The organism is Herbaspirillum camelliae (assembly GCF_001929405.1).
GTDB classification, from domain to species: Bacteria; Pseudomonadota; Gammaproteobacteria; order Burkholderiales; family Burkholderiaceae_D; genus Herbaspirillum; species Herbaspirillum seropedicae.
This window is the reverse complement of record NZ_KV880769.1, coordinates 4,129,724-4,155,987: the sequence shown is the minus strand read 5'-3', so window position 1 is coordinate 4,155,987 and position 26,264 is coordinate 4,129,724. Positions and strand designations below refer to the sequence as shown.

General features: G+C 64.4%; 22 protein-coding genes. 14 read left to right on the top strand and 8 right to left on the bottom strand.

Going from position 1 to position 26,264, the window contains the following annotated elements; translation table 11 throughout:
- The first annotated feature begins 96 nt into the window (after positions 1 to 96).
- Positions 97 to 1,665, top strand: coding sequence for a bifunctional ADP-dependent NAD(P)H-hydrate dehydratase/NAD(P)H-hydrate epimerase (locus BGK68_RS18750; protein ID WP_075258323.1), 1,569 nt, complete (start codon positions 97 to 99; stop codon positions 1,663 to 1,665).
- Positions 1,619 to 2,563, top strand: coding sequence for a DMT family transporter (locus tag BGK68_RS18745; protein ID WP_075258322.1), 945 nt, complete (start codon positions 1,619 to 1,621; stop codon positions 2,561 to 2,563). Before BGK68_RS18750 ends, BGK68_RS18745 begins: the two co-directional genes overlap by 47 nt.
- 16 nt (positions 2,564 to 2,579) lie before the next feature.
- Here BGK68_RS18745 and BGK68_RS18740 read toward each other — a convergent pair whose 3' ends face one another.
- Positions 2,580 to 3,284 carry an ABC transporter ATP-binding protein gene (locus tag BGK68_RS18740; protein ID WP_075258321.1) on the bottom strand — a complete coding sequence of 235 codons (705 nt, stop codon included), beginning with the start codon at positions 3,282 to 3,284 and terminating at the stop codon, positions 2,580 to 2,582.
- Between the two features lie 55 nt (positions 3,285 to 3,339).
- Here BGK68_RS18740 and BGK68_RS18735 point away from each other — a divergent pair, with 55 nt between their 5' ends.
- Positions 3,340 to 3,960, top strand: coding sequence for an arylesterase (locus BGK68_RS18735; RefSeq protein WP_075258320.1), 621 nt, complete (start codon positions 3,340 to 3,342; stop codon positions 3,958 to 3,960).
- A 77-nt stretch (positions 3,961 to 4,037) separates the two neighbouring features.
- Here the strand turns inward: BGK68_RS18735 and BGK68_RS18730 are convergent, their stop codons facing one another.
- From BGK68_RS18730 to BGK68_RS18715, 4 genes are all read right to left on the bottom strand, one after another.
- Positions 4,038 to 4,757: a glutamine amidotransferase gene (locus tag BGK68_RS18730; protein ID WP_075258319.1), complete on the bottom strand. Its 720-nt coding sequence runs from the start codon at positions 4,755 to 4,757 to the stop codon at positions 4,038 to 4,040.
- Positions 4,758 to 4,774: 17 nt separating this feature from the next.
- The gene (locus BGK68_RS18725) at positions 4,775 to 5,032 is read right to left on the bottom strand and encodes a hypothetical protein (RefSeq protein ID WP_075258318.1); all 258 of its coding nucleotides are present in this window, start codon (positions 5,030 to 5,032) and stop codon (positions 4,775 to 4,777) included.
- 195 nt (positions 5,033 to 5,227) lie between these two features.
- On the bottom strand, positions 5,228 to 7,147 hold the full coding sequence (locus BGK68_RS18720; RefSeq protein WP_075258317.1) for a SurA N-terminal domain-containing protein: 1,920 nt from the start codon (positions 7,145 to 7,147) through the stop codon (positions 5,228 to 5,230).
- A gap of 199 nt (positions 7,148 to 7,346) precedes the next feature.
- Positions 7,347 to 7,874 carry a TonB C-terminal domain-containing protein gene (locus BGK68_RS18715; protein ID WP_075258316.1) on the bottom strand — a complete coding sequence of 176 codons (528 nt, stop codon included), beginning with the start codon at positions 7,872 to 7,874 and terminating at the stop codon, positions 7,347 to 7,349.
- 317 nt (positions 7,875 to 8,191) lie between these two features.
- Here BGK68_RS18715 and BGK68_RS18710 point away from each other — a divergent pair, with 317 nt between their 5' ends.
- The 5 genes from BGK68_RS18710 (at position 8,192) to BGK68_RS18690 (ending at position 15,743) form a co-directional block, all read left to right on the top strand.
- Positions 8,192 to 9,271: a putative 2-aminoethylphosphonate ABC transporter ATP-binding protein gene (locus tag BGK68_RS18710; RefSeq protein WP_075259890.1), complete on the top strand. Its 1,080-nt coding sequence runs from the start codon at positions 8,192 to 8,194 to the stop codon at positions 9,269 to 9,271.
- An 11-nt stretch (positions 9,272 to 9,282) separates the two neighbouring features.
- Positions 9,283 to 11,025 (top strand): putative 2-aminoethylphosphonate ABC transporter permease subunit, encoded by a 1,743-nt coding sequence (locus tag BGK68_RS18705; protein WP_075259889.1) that lies wholly within the window; start codon positions 9,283 to 9,285, stop codon positions 11,023 to 11,025.
- Between the two features lie 132 nt (positions 11,026 to 11,157).
- Positions 11,158 to 12,138: a putative 2-aminoethylphosphonate ABC transporter substrate-binding protein gene (locus tag BGK68_RS18700; protein WP_139972754.1), complete on the top strand. Its 981-nt coding sequence runs from the start codon at positions 11,158 to 11,160 to the stop codon at positions 12,136 to 12,138.
- A 299-nt stretch (positions 12,139 to 12,437) separates the two neighbouring features.
- Positions 12,438 to 13,640, top strand: coding sequence for a TIGR03364 family FAD-dependent oxidoreductase (locus BGK68_RS18695; RefSeq protein WP_075258315.1), 1,203 nt, complete (start codon positions 12,438 to 12,440; stop codon positions 13,638 to 13,640).
- 441 nt (positions 13,641 to 14,081) lie between these two features.
- Positions 14,082 to 15,743: an MFS transporter gene (locus BGK68_RS18690; RefSeq protein WP_075258314.1), complete on the top strand. Its 1,662-nt coding sequence runs from the start codon at positions 14,082 to 14,084 to the stop codon at positions 15,741 to 15,743.
- Between the two features lie 20 nt (positions 15,744 to 15,763).
- Here the strand turns inward: BGK68_RS18690 and BGK68_RS18685 are convergent, their stop codons facing one another.
- Positions 15,764 to 16,741, bottom strand: a complete 978-nt coding sequence (locus BGK68_RS18685; RefSeq protein WP_075258313.1) for a LysR family transcriptional regulator — start codon at positions 16,739 to 16,741, stop codon at positions 15,764 to 15,766.
- 184 nt (positions 16,742 to 16,925) lie between these two features.
- Between BGK68_RS18685 and BGK68_RS18680 the strand changes: the two genes are divergently transcribed.
- Genes BGK68_RS18680 through BGK68_RS18670 form a run of 3 tightly spaced genes read left to right on the top strand, consistent with a single transcriptional unit; the run spans position 16,926 to position 19,929 of the window.
- Entirely contained in the window at positions 16,926 to 18,227 is a 1,302-nt protein-coding gene (locus BGK68_RS18680) for a CitMHS family transporter (RefSeq protein WP_075258312.1), read from the top strand.
- 42 nt (positions 18,228 to 18,269) lie between these two features.
- Positions 18,270 to 19,625, top strand: a complete 1,356-nt coding sequence (locus tag BGK68_RS18675) for an acyclic terpene utilization AtuA family protein (protein WP_075258311.1) — start codon at positions 18,270 to 18,272, stop codon at positions 19,623 to 19,625.
- Between the two features lies 1 nt (position 19,626).
- Entirely contained in the window at positions 19,627 to 19,929 is a 303-nt protein-coding gene (locus BGK68_RS18670) for an AtuA-related protein (protein WP_013234202.1), read from the top strand.
- Positions 19,930 to 19,952: 23 nt separating this feature from the next.
- Here the strand turns inward: BGK68_RS18670 and BGK68_RS18665 are convergent, their stop codons facing one another.
- Together BGK68_RS18665 and BGK68_RS18660 are read right to left on the bottom strand one after the other, a co-directional pair.
- A complete protein-coding gene (locus tag BGK68_RS18665; protein WP_075258310.1) occupies positions 19,953 to 20,369 on the bottom strand; it encodes a type II toxin-antitoxin system VapC family toxin in 417 nt (138 codons plus the stop codon).
- Positions 20,366 to 20,620 (bottom strand): FitA-like ribbon-helix-helix domain-containing protein, encoded by a 255-nt coding sequence (locus BGK68_RS18660; RefSeq protein ID WP_013234200.1) that lies wholly within the window; start codon positions 20,618 to 20,620, stop codon positions 20,366 to 20,368. The genes BGK68_RS18665 and BGK68_RS18660 overlap by 4 nt, the downstream gene beginning before the upstream one ends.
- Positions 20,621 to 20,992: 372 nt before the next feature.
- Here BGK68_RS18660 and purT point away from each other — a divergent pair, with 372 nt between their 5' ends.
- The 3 genes from purT (at position 20,993) to BGK68_RS18645 (ending at position 26,255) form a co-directional block, all read left to right on the top strand.
- Positions 20,993 to 22,204, top strand: a complete 1,212-nt coding sequence (purT, locus tag BGK68_RS18655) for a formate-dependent phosphoribosylglycinamide formyltransferase (RefSeq protein ID WP_075258309.1) — start codon at positions 20,993 to 20,995, stop codon at positions 22,202 to 22,204.
- A 165-nt stretch (positions 22,205 to 22,369) separates the two neighbouring features.
- A complete protein-coding gene (gene nadB, locus BGK68_RS18650; RefSeq protein ID WP_075258308.1) occupies positions 22,370 to 23,974 on the top strand; it encodes an L-aspartate oxidase in 1,605 nt (534 codons plus the stop codon).
- A 4-nt stretch (positions 23,975 to 23,978) separates the two neighbouring features.
- A complete protein-coding gene (locus BGK68_RS18645) occupies positions 23,979 to 26,255 on the top strand; it encodes a patatin-like phospholipase family protein (RefSeq protein WP_075258307.1) in 2,277 nt (758 codons plus the stop codon).
- Positions 26,256 to 26,264 lie beyond the last annotated feature (9 nt).

The window sequence follows — 26,264 nt, the reverse complement described above, 5'->3', positions numbered from 1 at the left end:
AGCCTATTTCACTTAAAATTACGGCTCTTGCGTACGCACTGCCCCGCCTGAGCTTCACTTCATCCACGCAACACTAACGCATCAGCGATCACGATCATGAGCGCGCTCCATACCGTTGCCGAGATCCGCCGTATCGAACAAGAGGCCTTGGCGGCCCTGCCGCCCTACACGCTCATGCAGCGCGCCGGCGCGGCCATTGCCGAGCTGGCGCAGCAGATGCTGTGTTCCAGCACGGCCTCCTCGCCCTCGGTGCTGGTGCTGGCAGGCCCTGGCAACAATGGCGGCGATGCACTGGAAGCCGCCTGCCTGCTGGAAGAAGCCGGCATCGAAGTCACCGTCCAGTTGCATGCCGACGAAAGCCGCCAGCCGCCCGATGCGCGCCGCGCCCTGGCGCGTGCGCGTGAAGCCGAGATCCAGTTCATCGAAGACCACGGCGACGCCCTGCTGCGCCAGCAGGCCTGGGCCCTGGTCATCGACGGGCTGTTCGGCATCGGCCTGGCCCGTCCGCCCGGCCCGCGCCTGCGCCTGATCATCGACTACATCAACAGCCTGCGCTGCCCGGTGCTGTCCATCGATGTCCCCAGCGGTCTGGATGCCGATACCGGCAGCATCGTCGGCGGGCGTGACGGCGTCGCCGTGCAGGCCACCCATACCCTCACTTTCATCGGCGACAAGCCCGGCCTGCACACCTGCGATGGCAGCGACCACAGCGGCCAGATCGTGGTCGATACGCTGGAGATCGCCGCCGAGCGTTTCGCGCCCACGCAGGCTTTCCTCAATGGGCCGCAGAGCTTTGCCACGGCCCTCAAACCACGCGCCAACAACAGCCACAAGGGCAGCTATGGCGACGTCATCGTGGTGGGCGGAGCGCGCGGCATGGCCGGCGCGCCGGTGCTGGCGGCCCGTACGGCGGCCTTTGGCGGGGCGGGACGCGTCTATGTGGCCTTTGTCGATGATGGCCTGGCCTATGACGACAAGCACCCGGAACTGATGTTCCGGCTGGCCGACCGGGTCGAGTTCGCCGCCAGCGCGGCGCTGGTGGTCGGCCCCGGCATGGGCACCTCGCGCCATGCGCATGACATCCTGGGGCGCGCCCTGGACAGCGAAGCCGAGATCGTGGTCGACGCCGACGCCCTGAACCTGATTTCGGCCGAACCCTCCCTGCAGCACAAGCTGCACCGGCGCAGCCAGGCTGGCGCGGCGGCCAAGACCATCATCACCCCGCATCCCCTGGAAGCGGCGCGGCTGCTCGACAGCACCACCCAGCAAGTCCAGCAAGACCGTCCGCACGCAGCGCGCCAGCTAGCCCGCCAGTTCAACGCCATTGCCGTGCTCAAGGGCGCGGGAACGGTGATCGCCTTCCCCGATGGCGAGATCGCCATCAATCCCAGCGGCAACCCTGCCCTGTCCACCGCCGGCACCGGCGATGTGCTCTCCGGGCTATGCGGGGCGCTGCTGGCGCAAGGCTGGCCCACCCGCACCGCCGCCCTGGCCGCTACCTGGATCCACGGAGCGGCGGCCGACCAGCTGGTGGCCAGCGGCGTGGGCCCGGTAGGCCTCACCGCCAGCGAATTCATCCCGGCCATCAGAGCCGTGTTCAACCAGATCATCCGAGACCATGTCCAGCGCCGTCCTGTCGCAACTGCCCATCGCCCGCACCCATAAGCTGGGCATCCTGTTCCTGATCTCGGGGCTCTGGACCCTGTCGCTGCTGGATACCGCCGGCAAGCTGCTGGCCCTGGCCGGCTATCACGTGGTCATGATTGCCTGGATGCGCTATACCATCAACCTGTTCTTCATGGCCGCCACACTGGCGCCGCTGTACCGGCGCCGCCATGGGCGCAGCATCCTGCAGACGAACCGGCTCGGCCTGCAACTGGGGCGTGGTGCATTGCTGCTGGGCTCGACGCTGATTTTCTTTTCGGTATTGAAGATCGTGCCGCTGGCCGAGGGCACGGCCATGAATTTCTGCGCGCCACTGATCGTGCTGGCGATCTCGCCCTGGCTGCTGGGCGAGCGCAGCTATCTGTCACGCTGGATCGCGGTGCTGGTGGGCTTTACGGGCATGCTCATCGTGATCCGTCCCAGTGGCGACATCCCGCCCTACGGCGTGGCGCTCGGGCTGATCTCGGCCTTTACCCAGGCCCTGCTCTCCATCCTCAACCGCAAGGCCAGCCAGGCCGACAATCCCATGGTGACGCTGTTCTACGGCGCCCTGGTAGGCAGCGTGGTCTCTACGCTCCTGGTACCCTTCTTCTGGACCAGCCATACCCCGACGGCGGTGGAACTGGCAATCCTGGTCTCTACCGGCATCACCAGCACCATCGGCCACTTCCTGCAGAACAGCGCCTACCGGCACGCCGAAGCTTCCGTGCTGACGCCCTTCTTCTATGCCCAGATCATCTCGGCCTGCGGCATGGGCTGGCTGGTGTTCGGGCAATTCCCCGACCGCATCACGGTGCTGGGCATCGCCATCATCTGCGCCAGCGGCGTCGGCATTGCCTACATCGAGCACAAGCGCGCCCACCCGCTGCCGCCAGCCGATCCGATGGAATCGGTCTGAACCCGGCTCAGGCGACCTAGGCCAGCCGGCCAGCGGCGATAGTGATAGTGCGCTGGCAGCGCGCCGCCATGGCATTGTCGTGGGTGACCAGGACCAGGGTGGAGCCGCGCTCGCGGTTCAGTTCAAACATCAGCTCGATGACCGCCTCGCCGGTGGCGGCATCCAGGCTGCCGGTCGGCTCGTCGGCCAGCAGCAGCGGCGGCTCGGTGACGAAGGCGCGCGCCAGCGCCACGCGCTGCTGCTCGCCGCCGGAAAGGTATTTGGGAGAATGCTTCAGACGGCTGCCCAGGCCGACCCGGCCCAGCATCTCTGTAGCCTTATCACGAGCGCGGGCGTCGCCGCGCAACTCCAGCGGCAGCATGACGTTTTCCAGCGCATTCAAATGCCCCAGCAACTGGAAGGACTGGAACACGAAACCCAGCTTGCGCTTGCGCAGCAGCGCGCGGCCATCCTCGTCAAGCGCATAGATATCTTCCCCATCGAGCCGCACGGAACCGTCGCTGGGCGTATCCAGTCCAGCCAGCAAGCCCAGCAGCGTCGATTTGCCGGAACCGGAAGCTCCCACGATGGCCACCGTGGTGCCAGCGGCCACGGTAAAATCGATGCCATCGAGGATGGTCAGGCGGCCCGCTGGGGCCGATGCATCGGCAACGTGTTTGGACAACTGAAGGACTTCAATGGCTGGAATGGCGGCGGCAACAGCGGTAGCGGAAACAGGCATGCAGGGCAATCGGGCAAGAGGGTCGGCAACGGGTGCAGTGCGCCATACAGTGGCGATGTGGCTGTGGCGGCTGCTGGCGGGCGTCGCCCTGGTGCTGGCGGCGACGAGCGCTTATTCTGCCCCAAAAACCCTGCTCGTGCTCGGTGACAGCCTCTCGGCCGAGTACGGCCTGGAGCGCGGCACAGGCTGGACCGCCCTGCTGCAGCAACGCTTGCAGCAACACAAGCTGGCCACCGCCGTGGTCAACGCCAGCATCAGCGGCGACACCACCATCGGCGGCAAGAACCGCTTGCCGGCCCTGATGAGTCAGCACAAGCCTGACGTGCTGGTGATCGAACTGGGTAGCAACGACGCCCTGCGCGGCCTGCCGCTGAAGACCAGCCAGGACAACCTGCAGGCCATGATCGATCTGGCGCGACAGCAGCAGGCCAAGGTGCTGCTGGTAGGCATGCAGATCCCGCCCAACTACGGGCCGGACTACACGCGCCGCTTCAGCGCCATGTACCAGGATCTGGCCAAGACCAACAAGGTGGCGCTGGTGCCCTTCTTCATGGAAGGCATCGCGGCGGACTTGTCGCTGTTCCAGGCCGACCGCATCCATCCCAATGAGCAGGCGCAGCCACGCCTGCTGGATAATGTCTGGCCGGCGCTGAAGCCGCTGCTGGGCCTGAAGTAAGTCGTCGCCCGTACAAAACCAACAGCCCCCGCGCGCCAGGTCTGGCGACGGGGGCTGTCTGTCATGGGAGAGCGCCTTCAGTGACGCGCATGCAAGGCCAGGAAACGCCGCAGCAGTCCGGTGGACTGGGGCGTGTCGCTGACCTTCTCGCACAGCGCCTGGGCGTCGATGCCGCAGCCGCGATAGATGTCGGCGTAGTAATGCAGGTGGGCGCGCACGAATTCGGGCGAGAACTCCGGGTGGAACTGGGTCGAATAGACGTTGTGCTTGTGCTTGATCACATGATGCGGGTCCATCGGCGAGCGCGCCATGACGATGGCCTCCGGCGGCGGGCGCAAGACCGACTGCATGTGCAGCATGTGGGCCGGGAACTCGGGGGGCAGCACGCCCAGCAGTTCATCCTCGCGGCAGCATTCCAGGGTCTTGACGTGCATGGTGCCGGCGGCCCGTCCTGCCGGGTTGTAGCCGACTTCGCCGCCGAAGGCGTGGGTGAGCAGCTGGTGGCCGTAGCAGATGCCGAACATCGGCGTATCCAGCTCGGCGGCTTCGCGCAGCCATTCGGCGGTGCGTTCGCTCCAGTCTTCCTTGTCGGTCACCATGGCCGGCGACCCGGTGATGAAGACCGCCCGATAGCTGCGCGGGCAGGATGGGCGCTGGCCCTCGTAGACGGTCACGACCTGCAGTTCGCTCTGGCACAGCCCGGCCGCGCAGCCGATCTGCTGCGCATAGCCGCCATAACTGTCCTTGAGGGTGGGATTGGCATCGCCGGTCTGGATGATGAGAACTGGGGCAGGCATAAAAACGTGGTTGATAGTCAGGGCAACACGGCACGCAGCGTCGGCAGACCACCTGGCCAGGCCACGCCTTCCGGATCGGACTGCTCTGTGCTGTCGACGACAACGCTGGTGCAGCCCTCCCTTTCCGGAACGGCGCACACCTTCATGCGGATGACAGGGAATTTCATCTCGATCAATGAAACAGTGAATGTTCTCACCGCCTGCAACAACGGCCCGGCATCAATGAACAACTGGAAGAAGTGAAGCGGATTCCCCACTGCCGGCCCCTTGTGCATCCCGCCTGAATGCAGCGCCGGGTTCCATGATGAAACAAAAAAGGCCGCTGGAAAAGCGGCCTGAGGAAATTTTTTAGCAATTTGTGGCGCTCATGCCGACGATGCGCCGGCATGGGGCGCAGTCGCGCACCGATTCACGATTGCGGTGCGCGATTGCGGTCCGCGATTGCGCCATCCTGCCGCACGCATCGCCGCTCACTTGGCGGCATCGTCGGCGCTGACCGCTGCCGCACCCTTGAGCAGCTTGGTCTTGGCCTTCTCGCGCAGGTAGTCCAGATAGGACAGGGCTTCCTGCTGCGACAGGGCGCTGGTGATCTGCTCGCGTTCGGCCTGGCGGCGGGCGGCATCGACGGTCTTGGGCTGTTCCACCTTGCTGATGCGGTAGATCTGGTAGCCCATGCCCGGGGTCTCGGCGCCCACATAGGCGGGCAGCTTGGCGGTATCGGCCTTCATGACGGCATTGAAGGCTTCCTGGGTCCAGCCGTCGGCCTTCACGCGGGAGACTACCTTGGCATCGCTGAAGCCGGCGGCGTCATCCTTGGCCTGCAACTGCGCCAGGCGTTCCTGGCCAGCCTTGACGGCCAGCAGTTGCTCTTGCTGCGCCAGCACGGCCTTTTGCACATCGGCCTTGACCTCGTCGAAGGGACGCTTGCTCACCGGCTTGTAGCTGGTGACGCGGCCTGCCACCAGGGTGTTGGGCGCGGTCTGCACGGCTTCGGTGTTGTGCTTGGCCTTGATCACGTCGTCGGTGAAGAGCGCGGTCAGGAACTTGGCGTTGTTGTAAGGCAGCGGGCCGGCAGCCGGGTTGGGCGTACGGGTAACGCCGGTGGCGGTCTGGATCTTCAGCTTGAGCTTGTCGGAGACGGCCTTGAGGCTGTCGCCGTTTTCATAGACCAGGTTGTTGAACTGGTCTGCCATCTCGGAATACTTCTTGGCGGCGATCTGCTTCTTGATCTCGCTGCCGATCTCGGCCTTGACCGACTCCAGCGGCTTGACTGCCGCCGGCTTGATGCCGGTCACTTCGATGATGTGGTAGCCGAAGTCGGACTGCACCGGATCGCTGATCTCGCCCTGCTTCAGGCTGAAGGCAGCGTCTTCGAAGGGCTTGACCATGGCGCCCTTGCCGAAATAGCCCAGGTCGCCGCCGTTCTCGGCCGAACCGGGGTCTTGCGAATTGGCCTTGGCCAGCTTGGCGAATTCGCCAGGATTCTTGCGCAGCTGCGCCACCAGGCCTTCAGCCTTGCTCTTGGCGGCAGCCTGGTCGGCGGCAGACGCATCCTTCTTCACGGCGATCAGGATGTGGCTGGCGCGACGCTGCTCTTCGGTGGCGTAGAGCTTCTTGTTCTGCTCGTAATAGGCCTTGATGTCGTCATCGGTCACCGCCGACTGGGCGGCCACGGCCGCCGCGTCCAGCACCACATACTCGATGTCGGCCTGTTCCGGGATCTCGAAGCGGGCGGTGTTCTTGTCGTAGTAGTCCTTGAGCATCTCATCGCTCACCTTGACCTGGGCAGCGTAGCTGTCGGGCTTGAAGTTGAGCATCTGCACCGTGCGTTCCTGGTCGTTCAGGGCCGACAGGTTCTCGGCCACGGTCTTGGGCGCAAAGGCGGTGGTCTGGATGGCGGCGTTCAACTGCTGCACGGCCATCTCGCGGCGCAGGCCGGCTTCATAGGACTTGGGCGTCATGCCCTGCGCCGCCAGCAGCACGCGGTACTGCTCGTTGTCGAACTTGCCGTCGGCCTTGGTCAGGCCGGGAATCTGCAGGATGCTCTGTTGCAGCACCTGGTCCGGCACCACCAGCTTGCTGGCCACCACTTCCGCCCCCAGGGCGCGCTGGGCGATCAGGTTGTCCAGGATGGCGCGGCGCGCCTGGGGACTGTCGAAGATCTTGCTGTCGAACTGGTTGCCGTACACCTGGCGCATGCGTTCGAGCTGCTGACGGTGGGCTGCGTCCCATTCTTCCTTGGTGATGGTCTGACCGGCCACCTTGGCCACGCCGTTGTCGTCGGTCAGTCGGCTGTAGCCTTCCAGGCCGAAAAAGGCGAACGACGGGAAGATGAACAGCAGCAGCAGGAACTGCATCAGGCGCTGGTGGGTACGAATGAAATCAAACATGTATAGCCAATCAATAAACGATCTGGTCAATGAAGATGGACAAGGGCTGCCATGGCGGCGTCCGCGGATAATAAAAAAGGCGAACTCGCGTTCGCCTGGTTCCGGCGCAGGTCCCTTGGACCTGGGACGCACAACGCATACCGTCGTGCACGCGCGACATTATACACATGCCAATGCCGCAGGACACCTTGATAAGAGCTTACTCGCCCATCTGCGCCAGGGCCACGCTGCGTAGCTGGAAGCGCCCATCGTTATTGAAAAGCCAACTTTCCGACAATTCGATGCGGTTATGCTTGAGCAGCGCCGCCGGCGGCTTGGGGAAAGGCGCCGCCGATTTCAGGCTGCCCATGGCGCTGGCTTCGGCGTGCCTGTCGCGGTTGCTGCGCAGGATCTCGCTGGTGACCAGGTTGCCGTCGGCATCGACCACATACTTGATGACGATGACCGAGCGCAGCAAGGCCTGAGGCCGCTCCACATAGACGCTGGTGAAATTGACCTGGGAGATGCGCTTGGCCAGGTCGACCTTGTAGCCATCCACGGTGGTGGCGGTGGAGGTGCCGTCGGAGGTGGTCTTTTTCTGGTCGATCAGCTGCCGCGCCAGGGCGTCGCGGTCCTCCTTGCTGCTTTCCGGTGAAGAACAGGCTGCCAGCAGCGCCGCCACGCCAATCCCGGAGGCCAGCAGCCGCCTGACCCCTTTGGATCTGCCCAATCCACTAAATCTGGTCATATGAACTCCTCAATAGGTGAATGATATTCCTTCACCAGGAAGGCCTCGTCAATGTCCTTTTATGACCATATCAGAGGGCCATGATTCCCCTGGCGCGGGAGCATTCCGGCTCATCCATAACTTCAAGCTATAGCACGAATACCGGGCCGCTATCACAGCAGGGGGTGTCATCCAGCAGTCATATTAGGCCCGTACCATCCGCTTGCTTTCCGAACCCAGGCACGCCCCGCAAACACGCATGGGCGCTGCCTTCGGGCAATACGCGACCTAGCCGGACACACGCCACGATGATGCATACTCCCACCGCCGCTCCGTTCATGACTGCCGCCACGGAGGAGGATGCCGCCGTGTTCCTGTCGGTACGCGAGGTGGAAAAGCGCTTCGGGAGCTTCACGGCGCTGGACCGCGTGTCGCTGGAAGTGCGCCGTGGCGAGATGGTCTGCCTGCTAGGCCCTTCCGGCTGCGGCAAGACCACCCTGCTGCGTACCATTGCCGGGCTGGAACGCCAGGACAGCGGCCGCCTGCATGCCGATGGCCGCGACATTTCACAACTGCCGCCGCAGGCGCGGGACTACGGCATCCTGTTCCAGTCCTATGCGCTGTTTCCCAACCTGAGCGTGGCGGACAATGTGGCCTATGGCCTGGGCCGCATGAGCCGCCAGCAAAAGCGCGAGCGGGTCACCGAGATGCTCTCGATGGTGGGCCTGGACGGCAGCCAGGACAAATACCCCGGCCAGTTGTCCGGCGGCCAGCAACAGCGCGTGGCGCTGGCCCGGGCGCTGGCGCCCTCGCCTTCCTTGTTGCTGCTGGACGAACCGCTCTCGGCGCTGGATGCGCAGGTACGCGAGCACCTGCAACTGGAAATCCGCCGGCTGCAGAAGCAATTCCGTATCACCACCCTCATGGTCACCCACGACCAGGAAGAAGCCATGGTGATGGCCGATCGCATCGCCGTCATGCAGCATGGTCGCATCGAACAGTTCGGCACGCCCGAGCAGATCTATCGCCGCCCGGCCACGCCCTTCGTGGCCGACTTCATCGGCCAGGCCAACTGGCTGCCCTTCACCCGGCTGTCCGGCTCGCAGGTGGCAGTGGGCGGCCTGCATCTGGAAATCCAGCCCGACGAGAGCGACCGCGCCAGCGGTCGCTTGTTCTGCCGGCCCGAGGCAGTGCAACTGTTCTCCGACGAGGGCTGCGCGAACCGCTTCCTGGCGCGGGTGGTGGACCGCATCTACCTGGGCGACCGCTACCGCCTGGCGCTGGCCGCCGAGGCCCTGCCGGGGCAGACCTTGCTGGCCGATGTCAGCAGCCAGGCGCACGAACGTGTGGCCAGCCTGGACGCCCAGGATGGGCTGTGGGTGACGCTGCCGCGCCAGAGCCTGCAAGTGTTTGCCTGATGCGCACCGAGATGACCATGCCTGCTACCGTGTCTGCGCCCCTGCCCACCCTCAGTGCTGAAACCAGCACCTCCGCCCGGCCCGCGCCCGTGCCGGATCGCAGCCAATGGCTGCCGGGCCTGCTCAAATGGATGCTGCTGATGCTGCTGGCGCTGGGGCTGGTCGGTCCCCTGCTATTCATCCTGGCGCAGGCGGTGCTCACGCCCGCTGGCCAGTGGGCGGGGACGCAACCCTTTGTGCAGTTATTTGCCAACATCAACTTCCTGCCGATGCTGGCGCGCAGCCTTTGGGTATCAGCCGTGACGGCAGTGGTCACGGTGCCGCTGGCCTACGTCTTCGCCTATGCGCTGCAACGGACCTGCATCCCCGGCAAGGGTTTGTGGCGCGGCATCGGCCTGCTGCCGCTGCTGGCGCCCTCGCTGTTGCCGGGCATTGCGCTGATCTACCTGTTCGGCAACCAGGGACTGTTCAAGGAATGGATGGAGGGCAGCATCTATGGCTTCTGGGGCATCTTGCTGGGTGAGGTGTTCTACACCTTCCCGCATGCGCTGATGATCCTGCTGTCGGCGCTATCGCAGGCCGATGGCCGTCTCTATGACGCCGCCCAGGCCATGGGCGCATCGCGCTGGCGCATCTTCACCACGGTGACGCTGCCGGCCACGCGCTATGGCATCTTTGGCGCGCTGTGCCTGGTCTTCACGCTCACCATCACCGACTTCGGCGTGCCCAAGATCACCGGCGGGGCCTACAGCGTGCTGGCGGTGGAAGCCTACAAGGCCGTGGTCGGACAGCAGCAGTTCGGACGCGGCGCGCTCATTGGCCTGTTGCTGCTGGTGCCGGCGCTGCTGACCTTCACCCTGGACGCCTGGCTGCAGCGCCGCCAGCGCGCCAGCATGAGCAGCCGCTCCGAAAACTATGTGCCACGCGCCGACTGGCGGCGCGATGGCGCCAACCTGCTGGCCGTGATGCTCATCGCCAGCGCCATCCTGATGATGATCGTGGTGGCCATGGGGGCTTCGGTGGTCAAGCTGTGGCCCTACAACCTGCAACTGACGCTGCAGCACTACGATTTCGACAACATGGATGGTGGCGGCTGGCTGGCCTACTGGAACAGCCTCAGGCTGGCCTGTGGCACTAGCGTGGCCGGCACCCTCTTCATCTTCTGTGGCGCCTGGCTGATGGAAAAGACCCGTGGCCAGGCTTGGCTGTCCACCCTGCTGCGCATGCTGTGCTTCCTCCCGATGGCAGTGCCGGGACTGGTGCTGGGGCTGGGCAGCCTGCTGTTCTTCAACCATCCGGCCAATCCCTTCAACTTCCTCTACGGGACGATGACGCTCCTGGTGCTCTGCTCTGTCGTGCACTTCTACACCACCGCGCACCTCACCGCAGTGACGGCCCTGAAACAGCTCGATCCCGAATTCGAGGCCGCCTCGCTGTCGCTGAAGGTGCCGCTGCTGAAGACCTTCATCCGGGTCACCGTACCGCTGTGCCTGCCGCAGTTGCTGGAGATCTTCCGCTACCTGTTCGTGTCCTCGATGACGACGGTCTCGGCGGTGATCTTCCTGTACCGGCCCGACACAGTGCTGGCCTCGGTCGCGGTGCTGAACATGGATGACGCCGGCGATGTCGGCCCGGCTGCCGCCATGTCCACGCTGATCCTGCTGACCTCGGCAGCGGCATCGCTGCTCATGCACCTCGCCGGCAGCCGCTGGCTGGCGCGCGCCCAGGCCTGGCGCCGGGGACGGGCGCACTGAGCGGGCCGGTCAGGCCAACGATTTCTCCACCTTGCGTCCTCGACGCGTTTTCAACCCAGCCATTCACAGACGAAGGCCATCATGAAAAAAACCAAGCTGTTTTCCCTGTTCGCATCGGTGATCGGCGCCGGCATGCTGTTCTCGGCCCAGGCCCATGCGGCCACTACGCTGACCGTCTACACCGCCCTGGAAGCCGACCAGATCAAGGCCTACCAGGCCGCGTTCCAGAAGGCCAATCCGGACATCGAAATCAAGTGGGTGCGCGACTCCACCGGCATCGTCACCGCCAAGCTGCTGGCCGAAAAAGCCAACCCGCAAGCTGACGTGATCTGGGGCCTGGCCGCCACCAGCCTGGCCCTGCTGGACAAGGAAGGCATGCTCATGCCCTACGCCCCGCAGGGCCTCTCGGCCATCGACGCCAAGTACCGCAGCGCCGCCAATCCGCCGGCCTGGGTGGGCATGGATGTGTGGGCCTCGGCCATTTGCTTCAACACCGTGGAAGCGCAAAAGCAGGGCCTGCCCAAGCCGACCTCCTGGGCCGACCTGACCAAGCCAGTCTATGCCGGCAAGATCGTCATGCCCAACCCGGCCTCTTCCGGCACCGGCTACCTGGACGTGTCGGCCTGGCTGCAGATGATGGGCGAGGACAAGGGCTGGGCCTACATGGACGCCCTGCACAAGAACATCGGCCAGTACACCCATTCCGGCTCCAAGCCCTGCAAGCAGGCTGCGACCGGCGAATTCCCGATCGGCATCGCCTTTGAATACCGCGCCGTCAAGACCAAGAAGGAAGGTGCGCCCATCGACGTGATCCTGCCGTCCGAAGGTCTGGGCTGGGACATCGAAGCCACTGCCATCGTCAAGGGCAGCAAGCATCTGGAAGCAGCCAAGAAGCTGGCCGATTTCTCCGCCAGCAAGGAAGCCATGGCCTTGTATGAAAAGAACTTCGCCGTGGTCGCCATTCCTGGCGTGGCCAAGCCGGATGAACTGCTGCCGGCCGACTACGAGAAGCGCCTGATCAAGAATGACTTCACCTGGGCCAGCACCAACCGTGACCGCATCCTGACCGAGTGGAGCAAGCGTTACGAAAGCAAGTCGGAGAAGAAGCAGTAAGACGTAGTAAGGCCGTCGGGAAATACCCTGTTACCGTTCGACCTGAGTAGGCCCGATCCGGGCCGTATCGAAGGCTGCCGCGAGCTTGTCGAAGGCGTTCACCGACGCTGATCCTTCGATACGCGGCTTTGCCGCTACTCAGGACGAACGGTAGTCGGGGCGCGACAGCCTGACAGACCCAACACGCTGCCGCAGCCAGCCTGCGACAGCGTGCAGAGAGGACCACAGGACGCCGCCAGAGCGCCCCCGCACAACAGGCAACGCCTCATCTCGCAACCCTATCCGCTGGAGCATCCCCCATGACGCTGTCCCCCTCAGAACACGATCCGCAGCACTTCGACCTGGCCGTGGTCGGCTCAGGCATCCTTGGTCTGGCCCACGCCTACGCTGGCGTCAAGCGCGGCCTCAAGGTCGCCGTCTTCGAACGCACCGGCACGCCGCTGGGCGCATCCGTGCGCAACTTCGGCATGGGCCTGGTGACCGGCCAGCCGCCCGGGATCATGCTGGACCTGGCCCGCGAAAGCCGCGCCATCTGGCTGCACCTGGCCGCACGCGCCCACTTCAGTGCCCGTGAAGCCGGCACCTTGCTGTTCGCCCGCAGCGAGGCCGAACACGATGTGCTGCAGGAATTCATGATGGTGCGTGCACGCCAGTACGATTACCGCGCCTCGCTGCTGGAAGGCGACAAGCTCAACGCCCTCTACAATGGCCGCTTCCGTCACCACCGTTCGGTCCTGCATGGTACCGAAGACCTGCAACTGTATTCGCGCGAAGCCATGCCGGCGCTGGTGGCCTACCTGCATTCGCAGGGCGTGCATTTCCGCTTCAATACGCTGGTGCATGGCACGGGCGATGGCCGCCTCTCGACCACGGCGGGCGAATTCCGCGCCGAGCGCGTGGTGGTCTGCTCGGGCCACGATTACCTGACCCTGTTTGCCGACCGCCTCCAGCCGATGAACCTGAAGCAATGCCGCCTGCAGATGCTGCGCTTAAAGAGCGAAGAAGCCCTGCCGCTGACCCATGCGGTGCTGACCGGCCTGTCCTGCACCCACTATGGCGCTTTTTCGGACTTGCCGACGGCGCGGGCGGTGCACGCCGAGATCGAGGCCAACGCCCCGCTGCTCAACAAGCATGGCATCCATCTGCTGGTCAGCCCTACGCCTTACCAGGAACTGATCGTCGGCGATTCGCACCACTATGGCACCGATGCACCGCCCTTCAACAGCGAAGAAATCGACGAACTGCTGCTGGGCCTGGTGGAACATACACTGGCGACCCGGGTGAAAGTGATCGAACGCTGGCAAGGCGTCTATGGCAGCAAGGGTCCCGGCCCCTTCTCGGCCCTGGCCATCGATGCGCAGACCTCGGTGGTGCTGATGCATACCGGCATCGGCATGAGCGTGGGGCTGGGACTGGGGGAACGGGTGGTCAAGGCGCTGCTGGAAGGTGCTGAACTACCCTCCCCGGCCGCCGTGCCTGTTGCGGTGACCGCACTGGCCTGAGTCCAACTCCCGGTGACTGGCCGATGCTGTGGCGGCAGCGGTCAGAAAAACTTTTGCTGCTCCTTCGGGCCGCCAGCATCACCGCCCAACTCCTCATTGCATCGCAATAGCGCCCGCATCCCGCAACACCGCGCGGGGCGGGCGTTTTTCCTGTTGCGCTGCAACCAGGTTTGGACGTCCGCAGCTGTAAGCTTGTGTAAGTTTGCAGCAAGTCCTGCGTAAGCTTGGCGTCGCACACTCGCGCCATGGACAAGTGGGTCCTTACGCAAGCAATGCGAAGCCAATATCGCGGTTTGTGTCTGACGGGGAGGCGCGGGGTGTGATCCTTGATGCTGTCTCCGGTGCGTTCTTGCATAACGCCCCATTCGACCATCTGTTGCATATGTCGCATCTGTTGCACCCAGTGCAGTAGCAATATCAATTAAAACCAAGGAGACCAGCATGACCACAGCATCAGTCAACACGACTGCGCGCGGCATCACACCGGAGGAAAAGAAAGTCATCTTCGCCTCGTCGCTAGGCACCGTTTTCGAATGGTATGACTTCTACCTCTACGGCTCGCTCGCGGCCATCATCGCCAAGCAATTCTTTGCCGGCACCGATCCCAACACCGCATTCATCTTCGCCCTGCTGGCCTTTGCCGCCGGTTTCATCGTGCGTCCCTTCGGTGCGCTGGTGTTTGGCCGCCTGGGCGATCTGGTGGGCCGCAAATACACCTTCCTGGTCACCATCCTGATCATGGGCGCCTCGACCTTCATCGTCGGTGTGCTGCCCAACTACAACTCCATCGGCATCACCGCCCCGATCATCCTGATCATCCTGCGCATCCTGCAGGGCCTGGCGCTGGGCGGCGAATACGGTGGCGCGGCGACCTACGTGGCCGAACACGCACCGGAAGGCCGTCGCGGCTCCTTCACCGCCTGGATCCAGACCACCGCCACGATGGGCCTGTTCCTGTCGCTGCTGGTGATCCTGGGCGTGCGTACCGCCGTGGGTGAAGCCGCCTTCGCCGACTGGGGCTGGCGCATTCCCTTCCTGGTCTCCATCCTGCTCTTGGCCATCTCGGTGTGGATCCGGATGTCCATGAACGAGTCGCCGGCCTTCCTGAAGATGAAGGCTGAAGGCAAGACCTCCAAGGCTCCGCTGACCGAAGCCTTCGGCCAGTGGAAGAACCTGAAGCTGGTCATCCTGGCGCTGGTCGGCCTGACCGCAGGTCAAGCCGTGGTGTGGTACACCGGCCAGTTCTACGCGCTGTTCTTCCTGACCCAGACGCTCAAGGTCGATGGCCCCACCGCCAACATCCTGATCGCCTTGGCCCTGCTGCTGGCTACGCCCTTCTTCCTGTTCTTCGGTTCGCTGTCGGACAAGATCGGCCGCAAGCCCATCATCCTGGGTGGCTGTCTGATCGCCGCCGTGACCTACTTCCCCATCTTCAACGGTCTGACCCACTTCGCCAACCCGGCGCTGGAAGCAGCCCTGCAAAAGTCGCCGGTGATCGTCACCGCTGACCCGGCCAGCTGCCAGTTCCAGTTCAACCCGACCGGCACCAAGAAGTTCACCTCGTCCTGCGACATCGTCAAGGCCAAGCTGTCGGCTGCCTCGGTGAACTACCAGAACGTGGCGGGCGCCCCGGGTTCGGTGGCGACCGTGAAGATCGGTGACCGCATCATCACTTCCTACGACGCTGCTGGCCTGTCCAAGGAAGATGCTGCGGCCAAGGACAAGCAACTGTCCAAGGACCTGGCTGACGACATCAAGGCTGCCGGCTACCCCAGCAAGGCTGATCCGGACCAGATGAACAAGCCCATGGTCCTGCTGCTGCTGTTCATCCTGGTGATCTACGTGACCATGGTGTACGGCCCGATCGCTGCCTGCCTGGTGGAAATGTTCCCGACCCGCATCCGCTACACCTCCATGTCCATGCCCTATCACATCGGCAATGGCTGGTTCGGCGGCCTGCTGCCGACGACCTCCTTCGCGCTGGTGGCCTTCAAGGGTGACATCTACTACGGCCTGTGGTATCCGATCGTGATCGCCCTGGTCACCTTCGTGATCGGTATGCTGTTCGTCAAGGAAACCGTGCGTAACAACATCCACGACTGATCCCCGATCAGCATCAGGTTCTACCTCGCCCCGCGCCTTGTCGCGGGGCTTTTTCTTTGGTCCTTGCCGACGGCTCTCTCCTGCCGCTTTCCTGCCATGGCCGCTTCGGCCTCGGCTTTCTCCTGCACCAGTTCCAGCAAGCCCTGCGCGGCCAGCGACAGGCTGCGCTCCTTGGGTGTGACGATCAACAGGGGGCGCTTCAACTCGGGCGCATCCAGCGGGATCGCCACCAGGTTGGGCAGGCGGAACTGGAACAGCGTCAGTTCCGGCACCACGCTCACGCCCAGGCCGCTTTCGATCAAGGCCGCGACCGTGGCCAGGTGTTCCACTTCCAGCCCGGTATGGATCACGCCCCCGGGACGCAGCACCGCGTCCAGATGCTGGCGCACGCTGGTGGAGCGGGCCAGGTGGATCATCTCGCATCCCGCCAGCTGGGTCACCTTGATGCGGCGCTTGCTGGCCAGCTTGTGGTCCTTGCGGCAGACCAGGTAGAACGGATCCGAGCACAGGGGCCGGGTGTCGAACTCCAGCAGGTTCGGCCCCGGTGCGGTCAGGGCGATATCCACCTTGCCATGGCGCAGCAGGTCCAGGCACTGGTCGGAGATGGCGTCGAACAATTCCACCGTCACGCCCGGATAGCGCTGCCGGTAGTCGGCCAGCACCGGCGGCAGCCAGCCCGCTGCCAGCGAGGGCAAGGCCGCAATGGCCACCCTGCCCTTGCGGCGCGCCACGTAGTCGCTCATGTCGGAAAACGCCGCTTCGATGTCCGATACCAGCTGGCGCGCCACCTGCACGAACAACTCCCCCTCGGGGGTGAGCGTGACATTGCGGGTATCGCGCTCGAACAGGCGCGCACCGGCGGCTGCTTCGATCTTCTGGATCATGGCGCTGAAGGCCGATTGCGAGACATGGCAGCGCTGCGCTGCATGGCCGAAATGGCGGCAATCGGCCAGGGCCAGGAAGGCTTGCAGCAGGCGCGTGGAGATGTTGGTTTGCATGAGGGCGAGCGGCCTTGGATTATGCGGAAAAGTCGATCAATCAATCGAAAAAATCGACTTTACAACAAAATCGACCGCCACCTACACTCGCCCCTGATCCCATCCCGCAGCCCCACTACAGAACAATGAGCGGGCGCGATGGATGCGATGACAAGAACATCAAACCAAAAAAACGGAGACACGCATGTTAGCCCTGCTCGGCTTTGTCACGATCGTATCCTTGTTCACGGCCATCCTCACCAAGAAGATGTCGCCCTTGGTGGCGCTGATCGCCATTCCCATCGTCGCCGCGCTGCTGGGTGGCTTCGGCTTGCAGACCTCGAAGTTCATCGTCCAGGGCGTCACTGCCATTGCACCGGTGGCGGGCATGTTCGTCTTTGCCATCCTGTTCTTCGGCATCGTGACGGATGCCGGCATGCTGGACCCCATCATCAGCCGCATCCTGAAGACCGTTGGCAGCCGCCCCACCCGCATCGTGCCCGGCACGGCCTTGCTGGCGCTGCTGATCCACCTGGATGGCTCGGGTGCGGTGACCTTCCTGATCACCATTCCGGCCATGCTGCCGCTGTACACCCGCCTGGGCATCGACAAGCGCATCCTGGCCTGCGTGGCCTCGATGGCCGCCGGGGTGAACTTCCTGCCCTGGACCGGGCCGATGATCCGCGCCTCGGCGGCCTTGCACATTCCGGTCTCCGACATTTTCACGCCGCTCATCCCGGTGCAACTGGTGGGGTTGACCTTCGTCTTCATCGCCTCCTACCTGCTGGGTCTGAAAGAAGAACGCCGCCTGGGCCTGGGCAAGGGCTCCACGGTGGACTTCGTGCAGCAGCATGAACTGAGCGAAGCGCAGTTGAAGATCCGCCGTCCGCAGAACTTCTGGGCCAACATCGTGCTGACCATCTTCGTGCTGGGCGTGATGATCAGCGGCAAGGTCGATCCGGTGGTGATGTTCATGATCGGCGTGGTGCTGGCGCTGATGATCAACTACCGCGACGTGACCATGCAGCGTGAACGTATCGATGCGCATGCCAAGGCGGCGCTGCTGATGGCCAGCATCCTGTTTGCGGCGGGTGTGTTTACCGGCATCATGACCAAGTCCGGCATGCTCTCGGCCATGGCCAAGACGGCCGTGGGCCTGGTGCCGCCGGAGATGGCCAGCCACATCCCGGTGGTGCTGGGCGTGCTGTCGATGCCGCTGTCGCTGCTGTTCGATCCAGATTCCTTCTACTTCGGCGTGCTGCCGGTGATTGCCGAAGTGAGCCACATGCTGGGCGTACCGACCATCCAGGTGGCGCAAGCGGCACTCTTGGGCCAGATGACCACGGGCTTCCCGGTCAGCCCGCTGACACCCGCCACCTTCCTGGTCTGCGGCCTGGCCGGCATCGAACTGGCCGATCACCAGAAATACACCATCCCCTTCCTCTTCGGCGCTTCGCTGGTGATGACCATTGCCTGCGTGGTGCTGGGGCTGTTCCCGCTGTTCTGAGGGCACTGGCCAGATGAACACAGATACGTTTTGGAGAATCGCATGACCCACCATCCGCAACGCAAGGTGCGCATCGGCGCTGGCGCCGGCTACTCGGGCGACCGCATCGAACCGGCCGCCGAACTGGCCGAACGGGGTGAGCTGGATTACCTGATCTTCGAATGCCTGGCCGAGCGCACCATCGCCATCGGGCAGCAGGCGCGCCTGGCCGATCCGGCCAAGGGCTATGACCCCTTGCTGGCTGAACGCATGCACGCAGTGCTCAAGACCTGCGCCGACAAGGGCGTGCGCATCATCACCAACATGGGCGCGGCCAACCCCATGGCGGCAGCACAGCGCGTGCGCGAGATCGCCCGCACGCTGGGCCTGGCGCACCTGAAGGTGGCCGCCGTGACCGGCGACGACGTGCTGCAAGCCGTGCAGGAAGGGGACTTCCGCATCGAAGACAACGGCCAGCCGGTGAGCTCGCTGGGTGAGCGCCTCATCTCGGCCAATGCCTACCTGGGCGTGGCTCCTATCCTTGAAGCCTTGCAAGCAGGCGCCGACGTGATCATCACCGGTCGCGTGGCCGATCCGGCCCTGGTGCTGGCGCCTCTGGTGCATGAGTTCGGCTGGGCCGCCGATGACTGGGACAAGCTCGGCCAGGGCACCCTGGTAGGCCACCTGCTCGAATGCGCCGGCCAGATCACCGGCGGCTACTTTGCCGATCCGGGCAAGAAGGATGTGGCCGGCCTGGCGCGGCTGGGCTTTCCCATCGGTGAAGTCAGCGCCGATGGCAGCGCCGTCATCACCAAGGTGGCCGGCTCCGGCGGCCAGGTCACGGCGCAGACCTGCAAGGAGCAACTGCTCTACGAGATCCACGATCCTAGCGCCTATTACACGCCCGATGTGGTCGCCGATTTCTCACAAGTGCAGATCACCAAGATCGGTCCCGACCGAGTGGCCGTTAGCGGCGGACGTGGCCGGGCGCGCCCCGCCACGCTAAAGACCACACTGGGCTATCGTGACAGCTTCATCGGCGAAGGCCAGATCTCCTATGCCGGCCCTGGCGCACAGGCGCGTGCCCAACTGGCAGCCGAGATCGTGCGCGAACGGCTGGCGCTGACCGGTGTCGAGACCGAGGAGTTGCGCCTGGACCTGATCGGCATGAACGCCATCGCGGGTCCACAGATGTCGGCTGGCGCGCCGGAACCCTACGAGGTGCGCCTGCGCGTGACCGGCCGCACGGCCAGCATGCAGCAAGCCGTGCGCATCGGCAATGAAGTGGAAACCCTCTACACCAATGGACCAGCCGGCGGTGGCGGCGCGACCAAGTCGGCCCGCGAGGTCATTGCCGTGCTGTCGCTGCTGCTACCGCGCAGCCTGGTCCATCCATCCGTTCATATCGAGGAGGCCTGACATGTTGCTCAGAGAAATCGCCCATTCGCGCGCCGGGGACAAGGGCGACATTTCCAACATCTCGGTAATCGCCTATCGGCAGGAAGACTACCCGCTGCTGGAGCGTGAACTGACCGCTGAACGGGTGCGCGCGCATTTTGCCGGCGTGGTGCATGGTGAAGTAGTGCGCCATGCGCTGCCACATCTGGGCGCGCTCAACTTCGTCATGCAACGGGCGCTGGGTGGCGGCGTGACGCGTTCACTGGCGCTGGACGCGCATGGCAAGTCCTTGTCGGGCGTGATGCTGGACCTGGAATTGGCGTGAGGTGAGCCTCTGGCAAGCCTGGATCAGGCTTGCCAGGGATTGATGACCGTCAGCTCTGCGGCCAGATAAGGGGTGACGTCGCGCGACGCCACGAGGAATCCGCAAGAAGCGGCAATGGCGGCTATGTAGCCATCCGGCGTGGGAAATCCCCGACCTGCACGCCTGGCCATGGCGGCCAGCTCGGCATGCGAGCGTGCGGCGTCCATATCGAAGGGCAGGACGCGGTCCTTGAACATGCGCAGCAAGCCCTCGAAGCGACGCGCCAGCAGATCCTGGCGACGGCCGGCAGGCAGGCAAGCAATGCCGAAGCCGATCTCGGCCACCGTAATGCTGGTCAGGTAGAGCGTGTCGGGCGCCTGGGCATTGAACCAGGCCTGTACGGCGGCGTCCGGGGCGGGCTTCATGGCCTCGGACACCACATTGGTATCCAGGACGATCATTCGAAACTCATCGGCTGGGCTGGCGCACGTTCGCGGGTCTGCTGCAGGGCTTCGACATCTTCATTGCTCAGACCCAGCTCCCGGCTCATTGCCGCCAGCGCGTCTCCCAGGCGCAGTTGTCCGGCAGGCCTGACTGCCAGAGTGAGAATCTCGCGGATTTCCGCCTCGGTGCTGCGGCCATGCTGGGCCGCGCGCACGCGCAGGGCGCGATGGACCTCGTCGGGGAGGTTCCGGACTGTTAGGGTCGCCATGACAGCATTACTCCTAGATGATAGCAATGCATTCATTCTAGACATTTGAAGCTCTCCTTTCTAGCGTAATTTATGTGCGGTGCGTCGCCAGTCCGTGCTTCCTCGGCGGCAAGGTTCTCAATACACAGGATCGCGGGATTTTCGTGCTGATTTGCCCTTAGAAAGAAGAGGAAGACCGACGTTATTCGAGAACTTCCACCACTGAACCCCCAATAACTTTCCACATGGAAAAATAGGCAAATTTTCGCCAATTTTTGTGACTGAAACTACCTACATTGCGACTGTCCAAACAGTGCAAGATTTGGTATCGTCCGCCCGTGATTGATTTCTCGCACTGCATCAGCGCCCCCCGCTGACTCTCCCTCCTCCGATATGAAAAAACCAACTCGACTCGGCACCCCGCTTTCCTCCTCCGCTACCAAGGTCATGCTGCTGGGCTCAGGTGAGCTGGGCAAGGAAGTCATCATTGCCCTGCAACGCCTGGGCGTTGAGGTCATTGCTGTTGACCGCTATGAAAACGCGCCCGGCCACCAGGTCGCGCATCGCGCCCACGTCATCAACATGACCGATGGCGCTGCCCTGGCCGCCCTGATTGAACAGGAAAAGCCGGACCTGATCGTGCCCGAGATCGAGGCCATCGCCACTGAAACCCTGGTCAAGCTGGAAGAAGCCGGCCGCGCCCGCGTCATTCCGACCGCGCGCGCCGCCTGGCTGACCATGAACCGCGAAGGCATCCGCCGCCTGGCCGGCGAAACCCTGGGCCTGGCCACCTCGCCCTACCGCTTCGCCGACAGCCTGGAAGAACTCAAGGCCGCCATCGACCAGATCGGCTATCCCTGCGTGATCAAGCCGGTCATGTCCTCTTCCGGCAAGGGCCAATCCAAGATCGACGGCCCCGACGAGATCGAGACCGCCTGGAACTACGCCGCCGCCGGCGGCCGCGTCGATGCAGGCCGCGTGATCGTCGAAGGCTTCATCGACTTCGATTATGAAATCACCCTGCTGACGGTGCGCTCGCTCAACGAGAACGGCGACACCATCACCAGCTTCTGCGACCCCATCGGCCACGTACAGGTCAAGGGCGACTACGTCGAATCCTGGCAACCGCATCCCATGCCCGGCGCGGCGCTGGAAAAGGCCCGCGACATCGCCCGCAAGGTCACTGAGAACCTCGGCGGCCTGGGCCTGTTCGGGGTGGAATTGTTCGTCAAGGGCGATATGGTCTGGTTCTCCGAAGTCAGCCCGCGTCCGCATGACACCGGCATGGTCACCATGGTCAGCCAGGTGCAGAGCGAATTCGAACTGCATGCCAAGGCGATCCTGGGCCTGCCCGTCAACACGGCGCTGCGCGCACCTGGCGCTTCGGCTGTCATCTATGGCCAGCACGAAGCCCGCGGCATCGCCTTCGATGGCGTGGCTGAGGCGCTGCGCATCCCCGGTGCCGAGATTCGCCTCTTCGGCAAGCCTGAATCCTTTGCCCGCCGCCGCATGGGCGTGGCCCTGGCCAGCGCCGACAACATCGAAACCGCCCGCATCCGCGCCAAGCAGGCCGCTGCCAAGGTCAAGCCGGTGATCCCGGAATAAGGCTGCACGTCATCGGCGTACTGACGGGCTCCGATGCTTCATCGGAGCCCGTTTTGCTTTTACCCGGGCCGGCTGCGCCGGGACGGGAAACGATATAAACAATACCCTGGCCGCGACTGGTTATAATCGTCGCCTCCCTCCACTACAGCAGCTTTGCTCACGATCATGAAGTGCGATGTCGCCATCCTCGGCAGCGGTCTGGCCGGTCTTTCCGTAGCTCTCCATCTGGCCGAGAAGTATCAAGTGGTGGTCGTCTCCAAGGGAGAACTGCTGGACGGAGCCAGCAACTGGGCGCAAGGCGGCATTGCCGCCGTGCTCGATTCCCACGACAGCCACGCCCAGCACATCGCCGACACGCTGGTGGCCGGAGCGGGCCTCTGCGATGAGAGCGCCACCCGCACCATCGTCGAACAGGGCCGCGAAGCCATCGAATGGCTGATCGAACAGGGCGTGCCCTTCACCCGCGACGACAGCGCCGAACTGGGCTATCACCTGACCCGCGAAGGCGGCCACAGCCAGCGCCGCATCATCCATGCTGCCGACGCCACCGGCCACGCAGTGCAGGTGACGCTGGAGCAGCGCGTGCGCGCCCATCCCAACATCACCCTGCTGGAACATCACTGCGCCATCGACCTGATCCACGCCCGCAAGCTCGACGCAAAAGCCGAGCCGCGCTGCCTGGGCGTGCATGTGCAGGACACCGCCAGCGGCAAGGTGCTGGCCATTGCTGCGGCCCGCACCGTGCTGGCCACCGGCGGCGCCGGCAAGGTCTACCTGTACACCTCCAATCCCGATTCGGCCACCGGCGACGGCATCGCCATGGCCTGGCGCGCTGGCTGCCGGGTGGCCAACATGGAATTCATCCAGTTCCATCCGACCTGCCTCTACCACCCTTACGCCAAGTCCTTCCTGATCAGTGAGGCGCTGCGCGGCGAAGGTGCGCTACTGAAGCTGCCGCTGTCGGCCGGCGCAGCAGCCGGACAGCGCTTCATGCCGGAACATGACGAACGCGCCGAACTGGCGCCGCGCGACGTGGTAGCCCGCGCCATCGACTTCGAGATGAAAAAGCGCGGCCTGGACCATGTTGACCTGGACATCAGCCACCAGAGTCCAGCCTTCATCGCCGAACATTTCCCTACCATCCAGGCACGCTGCCTGGAGTTCGGCATCGATATCACGCGCCAGCCGATTCCGGTGGTGCCGGCAGCGCATTACACCTGTGGCGGCGTGGTCACTGACATGGCCGGCCGCACTGACCTGCCGGGCCTGTACGCCGTGGGCGAGACTGCCTATACCGGCTTGCACGGTGCCAATCGCCTGGCCAGCAATTCCCTGCTGGAATGCCTGGTGCTGGGCCGCGCCGCCGCCGCCGACATCGAGCATGAACTGGCCGCCGGCAACTGGCGCGTGGACGAGGTGCCGGCCTGGGATGAAAGCCGCGTCACCGATGCCGATGAAGAAGTGGTGATCGCCCACAACTGGGACGAGTTGCGCCGCTTCATGTGGAACTACGTCAGCATCGTGCGCACCGACAAGCGCCTGGAGCGCGCCCAGCACCGCATCCGCCTGCTCAAGGAAGAAATCGACGAGTACTACGCCAACTTCCGCATCTCGCGCGACCTGCTGGAACTGCGCAACCTGGTCGATGTTGCGCAGTTGATCGTCTCCAGCGCCCTGATGCGTAAGGAAAGCCGCGGCCTGCATTTCAGCCAGGACTACCCGCGCACCCTGCCACGCGCCACCCCCACGATCCTGCCGGGCCGCAGCTGAAGCGATGCGCGCACCTTGCAAGGCGCTGCTGCGCACCCTCCTCCTGGCGCTGGCCAGCGTCAGCCTGGGCGGCCCCGCTGTGGCCGAAACCAGCAGCACCGCCGCCCCCGCAGCCACACAGCCGCGTCCGCGCGTGTGCCTGGTGCTCTCCGGCGGCGGCGCACGCGGCTACGCCCACCTGGGCGTGCTGCAATACCTGGAGCAGCTGCATATCCCCATCGATTGCATCGCTGGCACCAGCATGGGAGCGCTCATCGGCGGGCTCTATGCCAGCGGGCTGGATGCCGAGCAGCTGGAGCGGCGGTTGGCGGCCACCAATCTGTCCGACATCGCCTTCGACCGCAATGAGCGCTCGCGCCTGCCGCAAGCGCAGCGCGAGGATGAGTTCCAGTATCCGATCTCGATCTCGGCCGGCCTGGACGGCAGCAAGCTCAAGCTGGCCTCTGGCCTGGTCCAGGGCAACAAGCTGCTGGCCTTGCTGCAGAACTGGACGGCCCAGTTGCCTGCCAACATCGACTTTGCCCGCCTGCCCATCCCCTTTCGCGCCGTCGCCACGGATCTGAGCCTGGGCAGCGAAGTGGTGCTGGACCATGGCTCCCTGCCGCGCGCCATGCGCGCCAGCATGGCGGTGCCGGGCCTGTTCGCGCCGTTTCGCATCGACCAGCGCACCCTGGTCGATGGCGGACTGGTGAGCAACCTGCCGGTCCAGACTGCGCGTGACATGGGTGCTGACGTCGTCATTGCCGTCAACATCGCCACGCCGCTACAAGACGCCGCACAGCTGCAATCGCCCACGGCAGTGGCGCAACAGATGGTGGGCATCCTGATCCAGCAGAACGTCAAGGCGCAGAAGGCCTTGCTGGGCGCGCAAGACATCCTGATCGAACCGCAGATGGAGGGCATGTCCTTCACCGACTTCGCGCGCGGCAAGGACGGCGTCAACGCCGGCTGGGAGGCGGCCCAGCGCCAGCAGGCCCGGCTGCTCCAGCTCTCGCTGACACCGACGCAATGGCAAGCCTATCTGGATCGCCGCACGCACGACGGCATGGCGCTGGCCGCGGGCACCCGTATCGACGCCATCGAGATCCGCAGCGGCAGCCGCATTCCGGCCAGCTACGTGCGCAGCCGGCTGGCGGTCAAGGAAGGCGATGTCTACGATGGCCAGCGCATCAACCAGCAGCTATCGCAACTCTCGACCAACGGCGACTTCAACAATGTCACCCAGGAACTGGTAAGCCGCGAGGATGGCCGGCACGTGCTGCTCATCGATGCCGAAGAAAAATCCTGGGGACCGCAGTACCTGCTCTTCGGGCTGGGCGTGTCCAACAGCTTCAATGGACGAGGCGGCTTCAACCTGCAGCTGGGCCACCGCTATCCGTGGATGAACCAGAGCGGCCTGGAGTGGCGTAACGACCTGGTGCTCGGCGCCAAGCGCGCCAGCCTGCAGACCGAGCTGCGCCAGCCGATCTGGGGCAGTACCGGCGCCTACCTGTCGCCCTATCTGGAAGTGAGCCGGCGCTACGTCGACCTGTATCCCGACGGCAGCGACGTGAAGGCCTCGCCGATCAACGAATACCGCATCGATTCCGCCCAGGGCGGCCTGGACCTGGGCCTGCCCTTGTCTCGCCTGGGCGAGCTGCGGCTGGGATTGAGCTATCAGCACGTCAAGTACTCTCCCACCTATAACCTGCCGGCGGGCGGCAGCATGCTCTTTGACAGCGTCCAGACCAGCCAGCCCGTGGCGCGCCTGCGCCTGACCATCGACCAGCTTGATGACGCGCTCTTCCCGCGCAAGGGCTATTACCTCTCCGCGGAAGCCAACCGTGGGCTGGGCAGCGACGAGCGCCGCTTCTCCAACGTCCAGGCGCGCACCCTGTGGGCTGTCAGCCACGAACGCAATACCTTGAACCTGGCGCTCGAGGGGGCCAGCAGCCTGTCGGCCAACAGTGCGGGCATCGGTTTCACGCTGGGCGGTTTCCAGCACCTCTCTGCCTATGCGCCCGACCAGTTCTTTGGCAACTACTTGCTGTATGGCCGCCTGAGCTGGCTGCGCGACCTGGCCGACATCAGCCTGCCGGGACTGCGCAATCCAGTGCTGGGCGCGAGTCTGGAAGCGGGCAATGTCTGGCAGAGCCGCGATGCCTTCGGCGATGGGCCTTACAAGAAGAGCCTGAGCCTGTTCCTGGGAGGCAGCAGCCCGGTGGGGCCGCTGTACTTCGGCGTGGCGCTGGGCCAGCAAGGGGTCTGGAATCTGTATCTCCAGCTGGGCCGGGTGTTCTGAGGGTTGCGC